Source organism: Buttiauxella cochleicola (assembly GCF_021282405.1).
In the GTDB taxonomy this organism is placed as follows: domain Bacteria; phylum Pseudomonadota; class Gammaproteobacteria; order Enterobacterales; family Enterobacteriaceae; genus Buttiauxella; species Buttiauxella massiliensis.
The window spans coordinates 272,517-290,519 of the sequence record NZ_JAJSOU010000007.1; the positions used below are offsets into that span (position 1 = coordinate 272,517).

General features: G+C 50.3%; 16 protein-coding genes. 11 read left to right on the top strand and 5 right to left on the bottom strand.

Annotated elements, in window-relative coordinates:
• Positions 1-212 precede the first annotated feature (212 nt).
• On the top strand, positions 213-1,763 hold the full coding sequence (locus LVQ79_RS12200; RefSeq protein ID WP_502258313.1) for a phosphoethanolamine transferase: 1,551 nt from the start codon (positions 213-215) through the stop codon (positions 1,761-1,763).
• 79 nt (positions 1,764-1,842) lie between these two features.
• Here LVQ79_RS12200 and LVQ79_RS12205 read toward each other — a convergent pair whose 3' ends face one another.
• Positions 1,843-2,049, bottom strand: coding sequence for a YbfA family protein (locus LVQ79_RS12205; RefSeq protein WP_034456665.1), 207 nt, complete (start codon positions 2,047-2,049; stop codon positions 1,843-1,845).
• A 396-nt stretch (positions 2,050-2,445) separates the two neighbouring features.
• Between LVQ79_RS12205 and kdpF the strand changes: the two genes are divergently transcribed.
• From kdpF to kdpE, 6 genes are read left to right on the top strand one after another with little or no spacing between them, the layout of a single operon-like run.
• Complete coding sequence (gene kdpF / locus LVQ79_RS22580) at positions 2,446-2,535, top strand: K(+)-transporting ATPase subunit F (protein WP_081908377.1); 90 nt, start codon at positions 2,446-2,448, stop codon at positions 2,533-2,535.
• Positions 2,535-4,220 carry a potassium-transporting ATPase subunit KdpA gene (kdpA, locus tag LVQ79_RS12215; RefSeq protein ID WP_232865138.1) on the top strand — a complete coding sequence of 562 codons (1,686 nt, stop codon included), beginning with the start codon at positions 2,535-2,537 and terminating at the stop codon, positions 4,218-4,220. The genes kdpF and kdpA overlap by 1 nt, the downstream gene beginning before the upstream one ends.
• 13 nt (positions 4,221-4,233) lie before the next feature.
• Positions 4,234-6,282: a potassium-transporting ATPase subunit KdpB gene (gene kdpB / locus LVQ79_RS12220; RefSeq protein ID WP_232865139.1), complete on the top strand. Its 2,049-nt coding sequence runs from the start codon at positions 4,234-4,236 to the stop codon at positions 6,280-6,282.
• 12 nt (positions 6,283-6,294) lie between these two features.
• On the top strand, positions 6,295-6,870 hold the full coding sequence (kdpC, locus tag LVQ79_RS12225) for a potassium-transporting ATPase subunit KdpC (RefSeq protein WP_232865140.1): 576 nt from the start codon (positions 6,295-6,297) through the stop codon (positions 6,868-6,870).
• A 36-nt stretch (positions 6,871-6,906) separates the two neighbouring features.
• A complete protein-coding gene (gene kdpD / locus LVQ79_RS12230) occupies positions 6,907-9,594 on the top strand; it encodes a two-component system sensor histidine kinase KdpD (RefSeq protein ID WP_232865141.1) in 2,688 nt (895 codons plus the stop codon).
• On the top strand, positions 9,591-10,268 hold the full coding sequence (gene kdpE / locus LVQ79_RS12235; RefSeq protein WP_232865142.1) for a two-component system response regulator KdpE: 678 nt from the start codon (positions 9,591-9,593) through the stop codon (positions 10,266-10,268). The genes kdpD and kdpE overlap by 4 nt, the downstream gene beginning before the upstream one ends.
• 60 nt (positions 10,269-10,328) lie before the next feature.
• Here the strand turns inward: kdpE and pgm are convergent, their stop codons facing one another.
• Both pgm and seqA read right to left on the bottom strand, forming a co-directional pair.
• Positions 10,329-11,972 (bottom strand): phosphoglucomutase (alpha-D-glucose-1,6-bisphosphate-dependent), encoded by a 1,644-nt coding sequence (pgm, locus tag LVQ79_RS12240; protein ID WP_232865143.1) that lies wholly within the window; start codon positions 11,970-11,972, stop codon positions 10,329-10,331.
• 25 nt (positions 11,973-11,997) lie between these two features.
• Positions 11,998-12,546, bottom strand: a complete 549-nt coding sequence (gene seqA, locus LVQ79_RS12245; protein ID WP_154149798.1) for a replication initiation negative regulator SeqA — start codon at positions 12,544-12,546, stop codon at positions 11,998-12,000.
• Between the two features lie 308 nt (positions 12,547-12,854).
• Between seqA and ybfF the strand changes: the two genes are divergently transcribed.
• The 4 genes from ybfF to fur all read left to right on the top strand — a co-directional run bounded on the left by ybfF (position 12,855) and on the right by fur (position 15,465).
• Positions 12,855-13,631 (top strand): esterase, encoded by a 777-nt coding sequence (gene ybfF / locus LVQ79_RS12250; protein WP_232865144.1) that lies wholly within the window; start codon positions 12,855-12,857, stop codon positions 13,629-13,631.
• A 135-nt stretch (positions 13,632-13,766) separates the two neighbouring features.
• Positions 13,767-14,048: a LexA regulated protein gene (ybfE, locus tag LVQ79_RS12255; protein ID WP_064517087.1), complete on the top strand. Its 282-nt coding sequence runs from the start codon at positions 13,767-13,769 to the stop codon at positions 14,046-14,048.
• A 151-nt stretch (positions 14,049-14,199) separates the two neighbouring features.
• Positions 14,200-14,730 (top strand): flavodoxin FldA, encoded by a 531-nt coding sequence (gene fldA, locus LVQ79_RS12260; RefSeq protein WP_034456675.1) that lies wholly within the window; start codon positions 14,200-14,202, stop codon positions 14,728-14,730.
• Positions 14,731-15,012: 282 nt separating this feature from the next.
• Complete coding sequence (gene fur, locus LVQ79_RS12265; RefSeq protein WP_034456677.1) at positions 15,013-15,465, top strand: ferric iron uptake transcriptional regulator; 453 nt, start codon at positions 15,013-15,015, stop codon at positions 15,463-15,465.
• Positions 15,466-15,554: 89 nt separating this feature from the next.
• On the opposite strand, the gene chiQ is transcribed toward fur, so the two are convergent.
• Both chiQ and chiP read right to left on the bottom strand, forming a co-directional pair.
• Entirely contained in the window at positions 15,555-15,887 is a 333-nt protein-coding gene (chiQ, locus tag LVQ79_RS12270) for a ChiQ/YbfN family lipoprotein (protein ID WP_232865145.1), read from the bottom strand.
• A 47-nt stretch (positions 15,888-15,934) separates the two neighbouring features.
• Positions 15,935-17,332, bottom strand: coding sequence for a chitoporin ChiP (chiP, locus tag LVQ79_RS12275; protein WP_151992868.1), 1,398 nt, complete (start codon positions 17,330-17,332; stop codon positions 15,935-15,937).
• Between the last annotated feature and the right edge of the window lie 671 nt (positions 17,333-18,003).

An 18,003-nucleotide genomic window follows, 5' to 3' on the forward strand; every position in this document is an offset into this window, starting at 1 on the left:
TGTGATGAGGGGTTTATCCTCCCACATTTAGAGCAATAACTAAAAGGTTCAGTAGCTGATGTTCATCCTTCGACATACTGATTTATGTCAAAGAATCAATTCATCCAATGAATATATCTATTCTTAATCATGCCTTCCGGTATATTAATTCCCCGTTGATAGCACATTTTATAAGACCGTTTAAACGGTCACTCTTCGTGGACGTTATTTATATGTTAGGTAAAGCGCGCCAATTTATTCCCTTGGTTGTTTGTATGTTAATTGTTGCAGTGGCGAATGTTTTGTTCTCACCAATGCATGTTATGTTTCAACGAATGATAATATTTGTATTATTAATGTTATCGTTTGGGTTAATTAAAAACAAACCTCTCCGCTTAGTCGTGGCACTGCTGCCGCTATTGTTGGTGGCATGGGATGTTACGCTAACTTTCTATGCCCACGGCACCTTTGGCACAGAATTTAGTTATGGTTTCGCAATGAGTGTACTGGAGAGCGATAGTCACGAAATCAGCGCAATGTTGTGGCTCTACAAAAAATATTGCTTCGGTTTTTTCGCCCTGGTCATTTTGTTATTACGCAGCGTTGCGACTATTCCTACGCCTGGTGATAAATGGCTCGCAAAATCACCGTTTTATTTATTAGCCATATTACTGTTCAGTAATATTGTGCAAGCGACAGTCCATAACATTAAGAAAAATAGCCAGGGAAGTATTACTGCACGTGTAATTAACTATTTACCTATAAGCAATGTTAAATATTTTCTTCAGGCATGGAGTGACCAGCGATTAATAAGGCAAATAGCAAGTCAGATCCCTGATTACCAGTTGCAAACACAGGAAACCGGTATTGATACTTATGTGTTGGTTATCGGGGAGTCAGCGCGTAGCGAAAACATGAGTATTTATGGCTACCCGCAACCCACCACGCCACAACTGGAGGCCGAGCGCAGCCACCTTCTACTCTGGAATCATGCCATTAGCGGCGCACCGATCACTATTACCGCCGTACCGCTGGCGATCACAGCAGATACCGTGCAAAACCATAATATCCACCATTACTCGGATAACATTATTAACCTGGCGAATCAGGCCGGTTTTGATACATCATGGTTTAGTAAGCAGGGGATGCTTGGTGATTACAATAATGCGATTACCGGTATCGCGATGAATGCCGCCCATAAACACTGGGTTAACAATGGGTTTGATGATGCGTTGTTACCCGATTTGCGTAAGGCTTTAAATCATCAAGGTAAACAGCTCATTGTGCTGCATATCTATGGTAGCCATGAACCGGAATGCACACGTTTTCCGACCACTGACGCCCCCTTCAGCAGGCAAAGTGATGGTATAGATGCCTGTTATGACAACTCAATCCACTTCACTGACAAACTACTCGGCAATATTTTCTCTCTGCTGAAAGACAGGCGAGCTTCTGTCGCTTATTTTTCCGATCACGCGCTGGAACGCGAACCGACACAAAACGTGGTTTATCACCACGGAGGGGTAAAACCAAGCCAGCACGCTTTTGAAGTGCCAATGTTTATCTGGTACAGCCAGCAGGTTAATAACCCAGATACCGGAACGGTAGAGGATATTTATTCAACGGTGAATAACGACAAAATATTGCGCCGCTGGATGGGAATTTCGCTACCTGGAGACAGGCCAGAAGAAACAGTGCAACGTACCGCTAACAGGCTGGCAGGGAAAGCACCCGTGATGGATACCACCAATCACATTTATAACTGGAAAGAGTTGGCACATTAACCCGCGATCATGAGCCGTAAAAAAGCCCCATCAGTTATGAGCTGATGGGGCTTTGATGTTTTATATCCGCTTAGCAAACTCAGTAAAAATCAGCGGATGCGGCTTCAGCCTGAGCCATCCAAACTGGTTTTTCGCTGGTTTTAGACCAGACGCGGTGCAGGTAGCTGTAGAAACGGGCGCGATCTTTCCAGAACAGCATCACTGGCAAAGCCAGAACACCAGCTACAACAACAAAAGTGCGACGCAGGATGACCTGATGCAATGGATAGTCTTTATATAGAGTCATAGGCTTCTCCCTTAAATTGTGACCGGTAGCAAAAACCGGGAAGTTGGAACTTGTTATCTGCACAAAATACTATCGCATTGGCTGAAAGTTTACTACTCATCCGACCACTAAAGGACACTTTTTGCCACTAATTTACATTCCCCTGCGTAATTAAGTTACAAAATAGTTAAATAAATACTAACCATTAGTTAATTAATGGCTTTATCCCAAAGTCACTTTGGGATGCAGGGCGAGGTGTATATGGCATTTTTATACTTTTTTTACACCCCGTCCCCAGACTTTTACGACATCTTTGCACTGAAAATTTCACACTCGTTGCATTACATATCAGCCCTAAATAATTCGAGTTGCAGGAAGGCTGCAAATCGAAGTATGACGGGCATTCGGAGGTGGATTGTGAGTGCAGGTCTGATAGCCGGTGTTGTGCTGGTCTTTATGCTGTTGGGATATTTAATTTATGCCCTGATTAATGCGGAGGCGTTCTAATGGCCGCTTCTGCATTCTTATTAATTGCCAGCTTCCTGCTGGTGCTTTTTGCACTAGCAAAACCGCTGGGTAGCGTGCTTGCGCGGTTAATTGAAGGAGAACCACTGCCAGGCGTGGGCCGTGTTGAGTCGGTGATGTGGAAAGTTCTGGGAAGCGAAACGGCTGAAATGAGCTGGAAACGTTATCTTGCCGCGATCCTGGTCTTCAACGTTTTAGGTTTGCTACTGCTTTTCATCATCTTAATGACGCAAGGGAGTTTGCCGCTTAATCCACAGCAATTGCCTGGCCTTTCCTGGCATCTGGCGTTAAACACTGCTGTTAGTTTTGTCTCCAATACCAACTGGCAATCCTATAGCGGCGAAACCACGCTGAGTTATTTCAGCCAGATGGTTGGCTTGACAGTACAAAACTTCCTTTCCGCTGCAACGGGCATCGCCGTGGTGTTTGCGCTGATTCGCGCATTTTCCCGTCATAGCGCCACTACGCTAGGTAACGCGTGGGTCGATTTAACTCGCATCACGTTATACATCCTGCTGCCGATTTCACTGTTAATTGCACTGTTCTTTGTTAGCCAGGGAACCTTGCAGAATATCGCCGCATATCAGCCGTTCACCTCGCTTGAAGGTGTGCAGCATGTCTTGCCTATGGGGCCGGTGGCTTCGCAAGAAGCGATCAAAATGCTCGGCACCAACGGCGGTGGTTTCTTTAATGCTAACTCCTCTCACCCTTTCGAGAACCCAACGGCGCTGACCAACTTTGTGCAGATGCTGGCGATCTTCCTGATCCCAACCGCTCTGTGTTTCGCCTTTGGTGAAGCAGTGGGCGACAAACGCCAGGGGCGCGCCATTTTGTGGGCGATGGGCATCATTTTTGTTATCTGCGTTGTGGTGGTGATGTGGGCTGAAACACAAGGTAACCCGCATTTCATGCAGCTTGGTGCTGATAGCAATATCAATATGGAAGGTAAAGAGAGCCGCTTTGGCATTCTGGTCAGTAGCCTATTTTCCGTGATTACCACCGCAGCATCCTGTGGCGCTGTTAATGCAATGCATGACTCCTTCACAGCATTAGGCGGCATGATTCCCATGTGGCTGATGCAGATCGGTGAAGTGGTGTTTGGCGGCGTCGGCTCCGGGCTGTACGGCATGTTGCTGTTCGTCTTGCTCACCGTGTTTATCGCTGGGTTGATGATTGGCCGCACACCGGAATATCTGGGTAAAAAAATCGACGTCGCAGAGATGAAAATGACTGCGATAGCAATCCTCGTCACCCCGACATTGGTACTGCTCGGTACCGCCCTTGCGATGATGACTGAGGCTGGTCGCGCCGGGATATTCAACTCTGGTATCCACGGCTTTAGCGAAGTGCTTTACGCCGTCTCATCTGCCGCTAATAACAACGGCAGCGCATTTGCAGGGCTTAGCGCCAACACGCCTTTCTGGAACGTGCTTCTGGCAGTATGCATGTGGTTCGGCCGCTTTGCGGTGATTGTGCCGGTGCTGGCGATTGCCGGAACGCTAGTCACTAAAAAGTCGCAAACCGCAGGCGTCGGTACGCTGCCGACTCACGGCCCTCTGTTTATTGGCCTGCTGATTGGCACCGTATTGTTAGTCGGTGCACTGACCTTTATTCCCGCCCTCGCATTAGGCCCGGTTGCGGAACACCTTTCCTTCGTGAATTTGTGATTAAGAGGCTTCCATGAGTCGCAAGCAACAGGCGCTATTTGAACCATCGCTGATTCGTCAGGCGCTAATAGATTCCTTTAAAAAACTTAACCCGCAGGTGCAGTGGCGTAACCCGGTGATGTTTATCGTCTGGGTGGGTAGCGTGATGACTACGGTCCTGGCGATTGCCATGTTCAGTGGAAAACTTCAGGGCGACGCATCGTTTACCTTAGCCATCAGCATCTGGCTGTGGTTTACCGTACTGTTCGCAAACTTTGCCGAAGCGCTGGCTGAAGGCCGTAGCAAGGCGCAAGCCAATAGCCTGAAAGGGGTGAAGAAAACCAGTTGGGCGCGCAAATTACGCGCCCCTCACCATGACGCGCAAATGGACCATGTTCCCGCCGCCGATCTGCGTAAAGGCGACATTGTGCTGGTTGAAGCGGGCGACATTATCCCTTGTGATGGCGAAGTGCTGGAAGGCGGCGCATCAGTCGATGAAAGCGCGATTACCGGCGAATCCGCACCAGTGATTCGTGAATCAGGTGGCGACTTTGCCTCCGTCACTGGCGGCACGCGCATTCTTTCCGACTGGCTGGTGATTCAGTGCAGCGTGAACCCTGGCGAAACCTTCCTCGACCGCATGATTGCGATGGTGGAAAGTGCGCAACGCCGCAAAACGCCGAATGAAATTGCGCTGACGATTTTGCTGGTGGCACTGACTATCGTCTTTTTACTGGCAACCGCCACGCTGTGGCCCTTCTCGCAATACGGTGGTGTGGCAGTTAGCGTCACGGTGCTGATTGCCCTGCTGGTTTGTTTAATTCCCACCACCATCGGCGGGCTGCTTTCAGCGATTGGTGTTGCCGGGATGAGCCGCATGTTGGGTGCAAACGTGATTGCCACCAGCGGGCGTGCCGTTGAAGCCGCGGGCGATGTCGACGTATTGCTGCTGGATAAAACAGGCACCATTACGCTTGGTAACCGCCAGGCTTCTGATTTCCTGCCTGCACCCGGTATTGATGAAAAAACTCTGGCCGATGCGGCGCAGCTTTCGTCGCTTGCAGATGAAACGCCGGAAGGCCGCAGCATTGTGGTGCTGGCAAAACAGCGCTTTAACCTGCGCGAACGCGACGTGCAAAACCTGCATGCCACCTTTGTGCCGTTTACCGCGCAAACCCGCATGAGCGGCATCAATATTCAAGACCGCATGATTCGCAAAGGTTCGGTGGATGCTATTCGTCGCCACGTTGAGGCGAACGGCGGACACTTCCCGCCGCAGGTCGACACTCTGGTAGAAGGTGTTGCCCGCACCGGTGGAACACCGCTGGTGGTGGCAGAAGGTGCCAATGTGCTCGGTGTTATCGCCCTGAAGGATATCGTCAAAGGCGGCATTAAAGAGCGCTTTGCCCAACTGCGCCAGATGGGGATTAAAACGGTGATGATCACCGGGGATAACCGTTTGACGGCGGCAGCGATTGCTGCCGAAGCGGGTGTTGATGATTTTCTTGCGGAAGCAACTCCGGAAGCGAAACTGGCGTTGATTCGCCAGTATCAGGCGGAAGGTCGTTTAGTGGCTATGACCGGCGACGGCACCAACGATGCCCCGGCGCTGGCGCAGGCGGATGTGGCGGTGGCCATGAACTCCGGCACGCAAGCGGCAAAAGAAGCGGGCAACATGGTAGATTTGGATTCTAACCCCACCAAGCTGATTGAAGTGGTACACATCGGCAAACAGATGCTGATGACCCGTGGCTCGCTGACCACCTTCAGTATTGCCAACGACGTGGCAAAGTATTTCGCGATTATTCCCGCCGCGTTTGCTGCAACTTATCCGCAGCTTAATGCGCTAAACGTGATGCACCTGCACTCCCCTGCCTCGGCGATTTTAAGCGCGGTGATTTTTAACGCGCTAATCATCATCTTTTTGATTCCACTGGCGTTACGGGGCGTGAGCTACAAACCGCTCAGTGCCGCAGCGATGCTTCGCCGCAACCTGTGGATTTACGGTCTGGGGGGGTTAGTTGTGCCGTTTATTGGCATCAAAGCTATCGACTTGCTGCTGACCGTCTGTGGCCTGGTTTAAGAGGAAAAACAAATGTCTACCTTGCGTCCCGCTATACTGTTACTGATTTTGCTCACCCTGATTACCGGGGGGCTTTACCCGCTCCTGACAACGCTGCTTGCCCAGTGGTGGTTCCCGGCGCAAGCCAATGGTTCATTGATTATTGATACCACCGCGGTACGTGGCTCGAAGTTGATTGGACAAAACTTCACCGAGGCGAAGTATTTACAAGGCCGCCCTTCTGCTACGGCTGAAACGCCCTATAATCCCATGGCTTCAGGCGGCAGCAACCTGGCGGGAAGTAACCCTGAGCTGGATAAGGTGGTCGCGGCACGTGTTGCGGCGCAACGCGCGGCAAATCCGCAGGCTAATCCAGCGGTTCCCGTTGAACTGGTGACCGCATCAGCCAGCGGTCTGGACGGGCAGATCTCCCCGCAAACAGCAGCCTGGCAAATCCCGCGTATCGCCAAAGCACGCAATCTTCCGGTTGAACAGATCCAACGGTTGATAGACGAAAATTCTACTCAGCCTTTGGTCGGTTTCCTCGGTAAACCGGTGGTGAATGTGTTGTTGGTTAACGTGGCGTTGGATGCTTTGCAGGCACCGTAAGCGACATCTACCAAAGCCAGGCTCAAAGGAGTTGTTATGACGCAGGAACCGCAGCGCCCCGATCCGGATAAGCTGCTAGAGCAGGTTAGCCGCCCAACACGCGGGAAGCTGAAAATATTTTTCGGTGCCTGTGCGGGCGTGGGGAAAACCTACGCCATGCTCCAGGAAGCGCAGCGCCTGCGCGCACAAGGGCTAGGTATTCTGATTGGCGTGGTGGAAACTCACGGGCGTAAAGAAACTGCTGCATTGCTTGACGGGCTGGATCTGCTGCCCGCCAGGCGCACGCACCATCGTGGACGCTGGGTTCATGAGTTCGACCTCGACGCTGCACTAGCGCGTAACCCGGCGCTGATTCTGATGGACGAACTGGCGCACAGCAATGCGCCCGGTTCGCGTCACCCTAAGCGCTGGCAGGATGTGGACGAGTTACTGGATGCCGGGATTGATGTATTTACCACCGTCAACGTGCAGCATCTTGAAAGCCTCAACGATATTGTCGGCGGCGTGACCGGGATTCAAGTACGCGAAACGGTACCCGACCCTATTTTTGATGCTGCCGATGAAATCGTGCTGGTCGACTTGCCGCCCGATGATTTACGCCAGCGTCTGCACGAAGGCAAAGTGTATATCGCAGGCCAGGCCGAACGCGCCATTGAGCACTTCTTCCGGAAAGGGAATTTGATTGCGCTGCGTGAACTGGCACTGCGCCGCACCGCCGATCGCGTTGACGACCAAATGCGGGCATGGCGTGATAACCAGGGCGAAGAGAAAGTCTGGCACACGCGTGATGCCATTTTGTTGTGTATCGGCCACAGTTCTGGCAATGAGAAACTGGTTCGTACCGCCGCACGCCTGGCAGCAAAACTAGGTAGCATCTGGCACGCCGTGTATGTCGAAACGCCACAGCTTCACCGTTTACCTGAACATCAACGTCGCGCTATTTTAGCTTCGCTTCGCCTCGCTCAAGAGTTGGGGGCAGAGACCACCACACTTGCCGATCCGGCAGAAGATAAAGCGATTTTGCGTTACGCACGCGAGCACAATCTCGGCAAGATTATTATCGGCAGGCGCACCACTCGTCGCTTCTGGAGCCGAGAATCCTTTGCCGACCGTTTAGCCCGCCGTGCCCCAGACCTCGATTTAGTGATCGTCGCCCTCGACGATAAACCCGCATCAGCGTCACCATCAGCCACGGACTCGCGCAGCTTTGCGGAAAAATGGCGCGTGCAGTTACGCGGCTGCGGGGTGGCGATTGCTTTATGTGCCATCACAACGTTTATTGCCAATCAGTGGCTGATGGACTTCGATGCCGCCAACCTGGTGATGCTCTATTTGCTGGGTGTCGTTATTGTCGCGCTATTCTACGGGCGCTGGCCTTCGGTGCTGGCAACTGTGATAAGCGTTCTTAGTTTTGATCTCTTTTTTATTGCCCCCCATGGCACGCTGGCGGTTTCTGATATTCAGTACCTGCTAACGTTCGCCGTGATGCTAACGGTCGGCCTCGTTATCGGTAATCTCACCGCGGGGGTGCGTTATCAGGCACGAATTGCCCGTTATCGCGAACAGCGCACTCGTCATCTTTATGAGATGTCGAAAGCCCTCGCCGCAGAACGCACTCCGCAAGATATTGCTGCCACCAGCGAGCTATTTATCAATAACAGTTTCAATGCTCGTACACAGTTGTTGCTGCCCAACGAAAATGGCCAGTTAGAGCGGGTAAATGCCAGGGGCGAACCTCAAAACTGGGACGAAGCTATAGCGCGTTGGAGCTTTGATAAAGGCCAACCAGCCGGTGCCGGCACGGATACACTGCCCGGTGTGCCTTATCAAATTCTGCCGCTAAAAACACCGGAAAAAACTCTCGGCCTGTTAATTGTCGAACCGAATAATTTGCGCCAGTTAATGATCCCCGAGCAGCAACGGTTACTGGAGACTTTCACGTTACTGGCGGCGACTGCACTGGAGCGATTGTTACTGACCGCCAGCGAAGATCAAGCTCGGCTTTCCAGTGAGCGAGAACAAGTGCGCAACTCGTTGCTTGCAGCACTTTCACACGACTTGCGCACTCCACTGACGGTGCTTTTTGGTCAGGCAGAAATTCTGACGTTAGATCTGGCCTCTGAAGGTTCGAAACACGCTCCGCAAGCCAACGATATTCGCCAACACGTCCTCAACACCACGCGCCTGGTGAACAACTTACTGGATATGGCGCGGATTCAGTCCGGTGGATTTAATCTGCGCAAAGAGTGGCTGACGCTGGAAGAAGTGGTCGGCAGCGCGTTAAAAATGCTGGAGCCAGGACTCGGCGGGCGGCATATTGATTTGGCGTTGCCTGACCCGCTGTTATTGATTCATGTTGATGGCCCGCTGTTTGAGCGCGTGTTAATAAATCTGCTGGAAAACGCCGTGAAATACGCCGGGTATAAAGCGGAAATTGGCATTCGCGCGCAGGCATCGGCTGATAAACTCGATCTGGAAGTCTGGGACAGCGGCCCAGGCATTCCAACTGGGCAAGAACAGAAGATTTTTGATAAATTTTCCCGTGGCAACAAAGAGTCAGCCATTCCTGGTGTCGGATTGGGTCTGGCAATTTGCCGGGCGATTGTCGAAGTTCACGATGGGAAAATTATTGCAGCCAACCGACCAGAAGGCGGAGCCAGTTTTCATGTTATTTTACCTCTGCCCCCACCACCTGAGCTGGCTGAGATGAACGAGGTTATGTGATATCAGTTTTGATTGTTGAAGACGAAAAAGAGATCCGTCGTTTTCTGCGCACTGCGCTGGAAGCCGAATCGCTGCGCGTACATGAAGCAGAAACATTGCAACGTGGTTTGCTGGAAGCCGCAACGCGCAAGCCCGATTTAGTCATTCTCGATCTTGGTTTGCCAGATGGTGACGGCATTGATTTTATCCGCGATTTTCGCCAGTGGAGCCAGACGCCGATTGTGGTGCTTTCAGCTCGAAGCGACGAACAGGTGAAGATTGATGCCCTGGATGCCGGCGCCGATGACTATCTCAGCAAACCCTTTGGTATTGGTGAGCTGCAAGCGCGACTGCGCGTAGTCTTACGTCGCCATGCAAGTCTTGCGCAGCCCGACCCGGTTTATCAGTTTTCAAATATCAGCGTTGATCTCGCGAACCGCCGCATTACCCGCGATGGTGCAGAAATCCACCTCACGCCGATTGAATTTCGCCTGCTCGCCACGCTTATCAATAACCATGGAAAAGTGCTGACGCAGCGCCAGTTGCTCAACCAGGTTTGGGGGCCGAACGCGGTGGAACACAGCCATTATTTGCGGATTTATATGGGGCATTTGCGGCAGAAATTGGAAAACGATCCTGCGCGCCCGGCGCATTTGTTGACGGAAACGGGGATTGGTTATCGATTTATGCTTTAGCGAAGCGTCATCCGACACATACAAAAAAAGCGCCTTGCGGCGCTTTTTCACTTTTACGAATTACTTCGCATTTTTCAGCACTTCGCTGACAATCTCTACCGCTTCTTTCTCAATTTGCAGGCGATGTTCCGCGCCTAAGAAACTTTCACAATAGATTTTGTACGCATCTTCCGTACCGGAAGGACGCGCCGCAAACCAGCCGTTTTTAGTCATCACTTTCAGGCCGCCGATGGATGCGCCGTTGCCCGGAGCCGCCGTTAAGCGTGCGGTGATCGGGTCACCCGCCAGGGTGCTTGCGCTCACCATTTCTGGGGAAAGTTTAGACAGTGCCGCTTTCTGTGCGGAAGTGGCGGAAGCCTGCAGGCGGTTGTAGCTAGGCGCGCCGAAGCGTTCAGCCAGTTCGTCGTAATGCTGCTGCGGGTTTTTGCCGGTTACAGCAGTAATTTCTGCCGCCAGCAGGCACATAATGATGCCGTCTTTATCCGTCGACCATGGTGTACCGTCAAAGCGCAGGAACGATGCCCCGGCGCTCTCTTCGCCACCAAAACCGAAGCTTCCATCGAACAGCCCGTCAACAAACCATTTGAAGCCAACCGGAACTTCTACCAGTTTGCGGCCCAAATCGTTAACCACGCGGTCAATCATCGCGGAAGACACCAGAGTTTTACCGACGGCAACATCTTTGCCCCACTGCGGGCGGTGCTGGAACAGATAGTTAATCGCAACAGCAAGATAGTGATTTGGGTTCATCAAACCTGCAGGAGTGACGATACCGTGGCGGTCGTAATCCGGGTCATTGGCGAAAGCCAGGTCGAACTTGTCACGCAGCGCCAGCAGACCTTCCATTGCGCACTCGGATGAACAATCCATGCGGATCGCGCCATCTTTGTCTAGATGCATAAAGCGGAAGGTTTGATCGACGTGATCGTTAACAATCGTCAGATCCAGATTGTAGTGTTTGGCGATGCGCTGCCAGTATTCGATACCGGAACCACCGAGTGGATCAACACCCAGCTTCAGGCCCGCTTTCTGGATGGCGGCCATATCAACGATATCCACCAGCCCTTCAATAAACGGCTGCACCAGATCTTGCTCTTGTACGTGGCCACTTTTCCACGCCTGATCAAGAGAGATACGTTTCACGTCTTTCAGACCTGCGGCCAGCAATGCATTGGCACGATCTTCAACAACTTTGGTGACATTAGTATCAGCCGGGCCACCATTTGGTGGATTGTATTTGATACCACCATCATCAGGCGGGTTGTGTGAAGGGGTAATAACGATACCGTCTGCCAGTGCACCGCCATTTTTGTTATGCGTCAGAATGGCGTGAGAGATAGCCGGCGTTGGCGTGTAGCCATTCGCCTGCTGCACAATGACATCCACACCGTTCGCAGCCAGCACTTCCAGTACGGAGATAAACGCAGGTTCAGACAGCGCGTGGGTATCTTTACCCACGTAGCACGGCCCGGTAATGCCATTTTTTGCACGATCTTCTGCAATCGCCTGAGCAATCGCCAGAATGTGAGGCTCGTTGAAGTTTTGACGTGCCGCACTACCACGGTGACCGGATGTCCCGAACTTCACCGCATGTTCGCTATTCCCCACTTCAGGCTTCAGTACATAATACTGGGCCGTCAGTTGGGCTACGTTAATCAAATCGCTCTGTTGTGCCGGTTGTCCTGCACGAGGGTGGTTAGCCATTGGCCTTTCCTTCTGACGCGAGGTGTTAAATTGTGCCGCAAACCTTTTCAATCAATTCCGCCGGGAACTGCATTGATTGCATGATGTGTTCGATCATGCTGCATTTACGACCAGTATTGGTGTTAGTAATAACCCAGTATGGCGTTCCTGGAACATGCTTAGGTTTGGTCTGGTTTCCGTTTTGCAGCAACGTCTGTTCATTACCTGCAAAATAGACACGTGTACGACCATGCAGCGATTCAGTCGCTTCACCAAAAGCTTGAGCATCAAGTGTATACAGAGTTGAAAGCACCATCATGAAACGGTTAACCGCTTTCTTTTGCTCCGCATATTCATCGGACAGCAGTAATTCACGAACCGCACGAACGCGATCGCGTGCTTTATTTACGGGTTTGGCTTCCGGAGCAGGTGCAGCAGTTGCCGCCGTCTGACCGGTAGTTGCTGGTGTAGCTGGAGTTTGGCCGGCGGTAAATTTCAACATGCGCCGTAAAATATCGGACGCGCTTTCACCAATGTGCTGCGTGTGGCTGGCAATATAGCGATAGAGCTCGTCATCAACTTCAATTGTTTTCATCTTAATCCAGTGCGATATCTTTTCTGAATTGACCCAAATAATTCGAGTTACAGGTAGGCGGCAAGGGAGCAAATCCCCAGGAGCTTACTAAAGTAAGTGACTGGGGTTTGTGAGTGCAGCCAACACCCCTGCAACTTGAAGTATGACGGGTATACAAGTTGTTGGGATTATAAGTACAAAACCCAACCTCGGGTAGCGCCAAGCTTTTGTCACACCACAAAGTCAGACTAAACTGGAAATTTGCGGCAGTGCGGCAGGATGCCGTTATGATACCCTAACCACACGAAGTAAAAAAAAAGAACTTTGCCATGAAATTGAATGCTCGCCTGCAAACTGCGCAACAATCGACTAGTAATTCCCCCATCGTCCTTATTCACGGTCTTTTTGGTAGCCTTGATAACCTGGGCGTGCTGGCCCGTGACCTTGGGCAGGATCATGATTTACTGCAAATCGATCTACGCAACCACGGGTTATCGCCACGAAGCGAAGAGATGAACTACGCCGCGATGGCGCAAGATGTGGTTGAAACGCTCGACGAGTATGGCATTGAAAAAGCCATTATTATTGGCCATTCAATGGGTGGCAAAGTGGCAATGGCACTGACTGCTATTGCCCCGGAACGTATTGATAAACTAGTGCTGATTGACATTGCCCCAGTGGATTATCAGGTTCGTCGCCACGATGAAATTTTCGCTGCGATTAATGCAGTTACCGAGGCAGATGTTAAAACTCGCCAGCAGGCCGCGACCGTTATGCGCGAGCATCTTGATGAAGAAGGTGTCATCCAGTTTTTGCTGAAATCCTTTGCCGATGGCGCATGGAAATTCAACGTGCCGGTATTGTGGGACCAATATGAGAATATTGTCGGCTGGGAAAACATTCCTGCATGGAATGAACCCGCGCTATTTATTCGCGGCGGGGCGTCTCCTTATGTTGATGAATCACATCGTAGCCAGTTGCTTTCGCAGTTCCCGCAGGCACGTGCGCACGTCGTGGCCGGGGCCGGTCACTGGGTTCATGCTGAAAAACCTGATGCTGTTTTGCGCGCAATCCATCGTTTTATCGACGAATCCGCAGCAAACTGATTAAAAACAAACCGACTGGCCGCAAGTTGCGGCTAACGCGTTGGCGCGCAAGCCATGCTGATGTATGATTGCGCGCTAAATTGCGCCAGAGCACCCCGCTCCGTGCCACCTGAATTCCCTGTCAGTAGTCTAATCATGGCAAAAGAACAAACGGACCGTACTACATTAGATCTGTTCGCGGACGAGCGTCGCCCGGGGCGACCAAAAACCAATCCGCTAACGCGTGATGAGCAATTGCGTATCAACAAACGCAACCAGCTCAAGCGCGATAAAGTACGCGGCCTGAAGCGAGTGGAGCTAAAGCTCAATAACGATGCGGTAGATGCTCTCAATCAGTTGGCTGAAGCGCGCAATATCAGTCGTAGTGAATTGATTGAAGAGATACTTCTCGAACAACTGAAGCAACATCTCAGTTAGTTTTAGTGCTATGCCCTGGTATGCAATTTTGCAGTCTGTGCACACCGGGGCGATAGCAGTTTCCGCACCACGAAGTGTTCTGCTATGATTGCCCTATCTGTGGCCAAATAGCAGCCACCATACCATTAAGTATCAAGAGGTTATTTTACTCATGGCAATCGTAGGCATTTTTTTCGGCAGCGACACTGGTAACACCGAAAATATCGCGAAGATGATTCAAAAACAGCTCGGTAAAGATGTTGCTGAGGTGCATGACATTGCTAAGAGCAGCAAAGAAGACCTGGAAGGCTTCGACATTCTGCTTCTCGGCATTCCAACATGGTATTACGGCGAAGCCCAGTGTGATTGGGACGATTTCTTCCCCACTCTGGAAGAAGTTGATTTCAATGGCAAACTGGTCGCGCTGTTCGGTTGCGGTGACCAGGAAGACTACGCAGAATACTTCTGTGACGCATTAGGCACTATCCGCGACATCATTGAGCCGCGTGGTGCAGCAATCGTCGGTCACTGGCCAACTGCTGGTTACCATTTCGAAGCATCTAAAGGTCTTGCAGACGATGACCACTTTGTTGGTCTGGCGATTGACGAAGACCGTCAACCAGAACTGACTGCTGAACGTGTTCAGAAGTGGGTCAAACAAGTTTCTGAAGAACTGAACCTGGCTGATATCATCAACGCCTGATTCCAGATGTGGCGCAACTATTAGGTTGCGCCACATTGATAGTTATTTCCGATTAAAATAATTGCTACAAATTTTTAACTTTTCAGTTTGTCCCTGTACAATGAACTCCTGACAAAATAGCTAACAAGGCAATCAAATCGCGACTCAACCGCCATTTCTTAGCTTGATTATGCATAATACTTGCGGTTCCCATTTAGAAGTGGCAGTTCTATAATGAGACGCATTCATCTTAACGCTCACCCTGAGTCCGAGCGAATCGTTAAGCAACAGGACAATTTCCGCATGACTGACAACAATACCGCATTAAAGAAGGCCGGCCTGAAAGTCACGCTTCCGCGATTAAAAATCCTTGAAGTGTTGCAGGGGCCGGTGAACCATCACGTCAGTGCGGAAGACTTATATAAACGTCTGATTGATATGGGCGAAGAGATTGGTCTCGCCACAGTTTATCGTGTATTAAACCAGTTTGATGATGCAGGCATTGTGACTCGCCATAACTTCGAAGGCGGCAAATCCGTGTTCGAACTTACACAACAGCATCACCATGACCACCTGATTTGCCTGGATTGTGGCAAAGTTATTGAATTCAGTGATGATTCAATTGAAGCCCGCCAGCGTGAAATCGCATCTCGTCATGGTATTCGTCTGACTAACCACAGCCTGTACCTTTATGGTCACTGCGCTGAAGGTGATTGCCGTACCGACGAAAACGCACACGAAATCAGCGAAAAGTAATCTGCATATTTTGGCATCGGATTCAGATGCCAGATGTAAAAAAACCGGTGAACAAACTCACCGGTTTTTTTATTGCCTGAATTCAGCGATTACTTATTGTTAGCACGAATCTCTTGCCAGATTTTATCGCACTTGGCTTTGACCGCCTGGTCATTACCCGTACGAGTTGCCTGGATGCAGTTCTGGTAATCCAGGGTGCGCACCGTTTCTTTCTTCGCAAATTCCTGGTGCTCTTTTTCCTGGCCTAACACATTTAACACACTCTGGCAGGCCTGGATTTTATCCGGATTGCCTTCTGCGGTGTTAATACAGGCACTATACGCTTGCTTTAGTTTTGTATCTTCCGGAGCCGTTTTAGGTTGCTGCTGCGCACACGCACTCAAACCTAACGCCATCACCATAGTCAGTACGATTTTTTTCATGCTTGATATCCTTAAGAAAACCGGGCGCTTTCACGCCCGGATTCGAATCAGAAGATGGTGAACGGTGCGATGACGATGAATTTCACATCACGCTCATCCTGGAAGATGTTGCCGTAACCACCGCCCCAGCTTGGGATGTCTGAATGGTTGTCGTACTGAGTGAAGTGCAGTTTGAACAGCGTGCCTTTCGCGCGACCATCCTGAACGGTGTACAACGCATCAAGGCTGTATGCAGATTCTTTCAGGCGATTATCCGCATCGTAGTAACCGTCAGTGGTTGGTTTAGAGCTTGGTTTAGCATCCCATGCGTACACATAAGAAGCACCCACTGCCCAACCGGCCAGGTTCCAGTTGCTCAGGTCATACATCGCGCCTGCAAATACTGCTTTTTCACCGTTGGCGTTGAAGTCAGAGCGGTTATCCCACCACACATCAAGACGACCGTTTGAAGATGCATAAGTTGGGGTCATACGCTGCAGGAAGTAACCTTGCTGGCCATCGGCCTTCACAATAGTTCCTTCAAGACGCAAATCAACCTGTCCAACTCTGTATCCAAGAGTCAATGCCTGCAACCATGCAGTGCCATCGTACAGATCGTTAACGCTGCCATCAGAAACTTTGTCACGCGTACCGTAGAACTGGTAGCTGGTTGTTAACGGGCTACCCGCGATATCAAATTTGTAGCTTGCTTTGGTGAAGTACTGATCAACGTAGCCTTCAGCCTGCCCAAATGCCGCTTCGAGAATGAAATCATTTTTGAAGTCATACTTCGCACCAAGAGAGTGTAAATATTCAACTTTGGTGTTTTTGTCATTCTGATAGAACTTGTCCATTTCCAGGTGCCATGGAGCTTTATACTCGTTGGTCCACATGTAGGAGAAGCTCAGCGCACCAGAATCGCCGTAATCAAAGTTTGCACCGGCTTCAGCGCCCTGGTAAGTACCAGGCATGAAGCTCCAGTGTGGTGCGAGCAAGGTTTGGCCGGTTGGCTGAATGTAACCGCCACGCGCCCAAACCGGGCCGTATTTGAATTTAGCTGCGGCTTTATAAAGGCTAATGCCACTTTTATCACCGGAGAAATCTTCATCGTAAGCTTTGTTTACAGAGGAGAATGCGATTTCGTTAGGGTGACCGCTATCACCATTTTCTGCCATTTCGATAGCAGTAAAGGCCGCAATATCCAGACCGAACATGTCAGCGGCGAAACCAGACTGGAAGTCCAGATTGGCGTTCCAGGTGGAATGCGCAAGGTTAGTTTCATATTTATCAGTCGTAACATCTTTACGGTCACGCTCACGCTGCCAGTAATAAACACCACCGGTCAGAGTTGAGTCATCCACAAAGCCTGCTGCGCTTGCCTGAGGGATGACTACCAGTCCTGAAAGAGCCGTGACACCTGCAATTGCAAGCGCCAGTGCACTACGTTTGCCACTAAACGTACGCATATATTATTCCTCTTTGACGTATCAATAATCGCCGGACGTTAAAAGACGCCTTATGGCGAAAAAAAGTAAAAATGCCTAACGGCTAAAGCGGTTATGAATATTTGCCCGCATTACTGCTGCCCTTAAGACTATTTTTCGCGACGCGAATTATCAATGACTTTGTAAGAGTTCATTCCGATATTATGACAGAGAGCACATAATTTATGAGTATTTGTAACAAATCATGCCTTGAGAGTTTTATCTTGATAATTACTATTTATAAAATACAAAACTCTACATGAGAGCGCTCACATAATTAAAATAAGAATTTTTAATGTTCCGAGGTTGACCATAAAAAGTTGAAAGGAAGAAGTGTAAATAACATTAATTCGCAACGCGAATGTGAAGATTTATTTAAGCAAATGATTATAAAGCGAAAAAAAACGCCGCAATTTGCGGCGTTTTTGTCAGATATTGACTTAGTAAAAAGGGGCTATTCGCCTAATGCCGATCGTTTAAGGATCAGTTGACCGATCCGGTGGCTCGTGTAAAAAGGGTTCATGCTCAACATGGACCCTTTTTAAATGGAACTTTCACAAGCTCTCGGTATTATCAATCTCACTGCCCCCGATGAAGTTCAAAGCCTCGCTGACCTCCTGTCTCCTGACCTCATTCAGCAAGCTTTTTCTCTC

Excerpts from the sequence above, each read along its gene's own strand:
- LVQ79_RS12200 (WP_502258313.1), top strand. The coding sequence starts at position 213 with ATGTTAGGTAAAGCGCGCCAATTTATTCCCTTGGTTGTTTGTATGTTA.
- LVQ79_RS12205 (WP_034456665.1), bottom strand. The coding sequence starts at position 2,049 with ATGACTCTATATAAAGACTATCCATTGCATCAGGTCATCCTGCGTCGC.
- kdpA (WP_232865138.1), top strand. The coding sequence starts at position 2,535 with ATGGCCGCTTCTGCATTCTTATTAATTGCCAGCTTCCTGCTGGTGCTT.
- kdpB (WP_232865139.1), top strand. The coding sequence starts at position 4,234 with ATGAGTCGCAAGCAACAGGCGCTATTTGAACCATCGCTGATTCGTCAG.
- kdpC (WP_232865140.1), top strand. The coding sequence starts at position 6,295 with ATGTCTACCTTGCGTCCCGCTATACTGTTACTGATTTTGCTCACCCTG.
- kdpD (WP_232865141.1), top strand. The coding sequence starts at position 6,907 with ATGACGCAGGAACCGCAGCGCCCCGATCCGGATAAGCTGCTAGAGCAG.
- pgm (WP_232865143.1), bottom strand. The coding sequence starts at position 11,972 with ATGGCTAACCACCCTCGTGCAGGACAACCGGCACAACAGAGCGATTTG.
- seqA (WP_154149798.1), bottom strand. The coding sequence starts at position 12,546 with ATGAAAACAATTGAAGTTGATGACGAGCTCTATCGCTATATTGCCAGC.
- ybfF (WP_232865144.1), top strand. The coding sequence starts at position 12,855 with ATGAAATTGAATGCTCGCCTGCAAACTGCGCAACAATCGACTAGTAAT.
- ybfE (WP_064517087.1), top strand. The coding sequence starts at position 13,767 with ATGGCAAAAGAACAAACGGACCGTACTACATTAGATCTGTTCGCGGAC.
- fldA (WP_034456675.1), top strand. The coding sequence starts at position 14,200 with ATGGCAATCGTAGGCATTTTTTTCGGCAGCGACACTGGTAACACCGAA.
- fur (WP_034456677.1), top strand. The coding sequence starts at position 15,013 with ATGACTGACAACAATACCGCATTAAAGAAGGCCGGCCTGAAAGTCACG.
- chiQ (WP_232865145.1), bottom strand. The coding sequence starts at position 15,887 with ATGAAAAAAATCGTACTGACTATGGTGATGGCGTTAGGTTTGAGTGCG.
- chiP (WP_151992868.1), bottom strand. The coding sequence starts at position 17,332 with ATGCGTACGTTTAGTGGCAAACGTAGTGCACTGGCGCTTGCAATTGCA.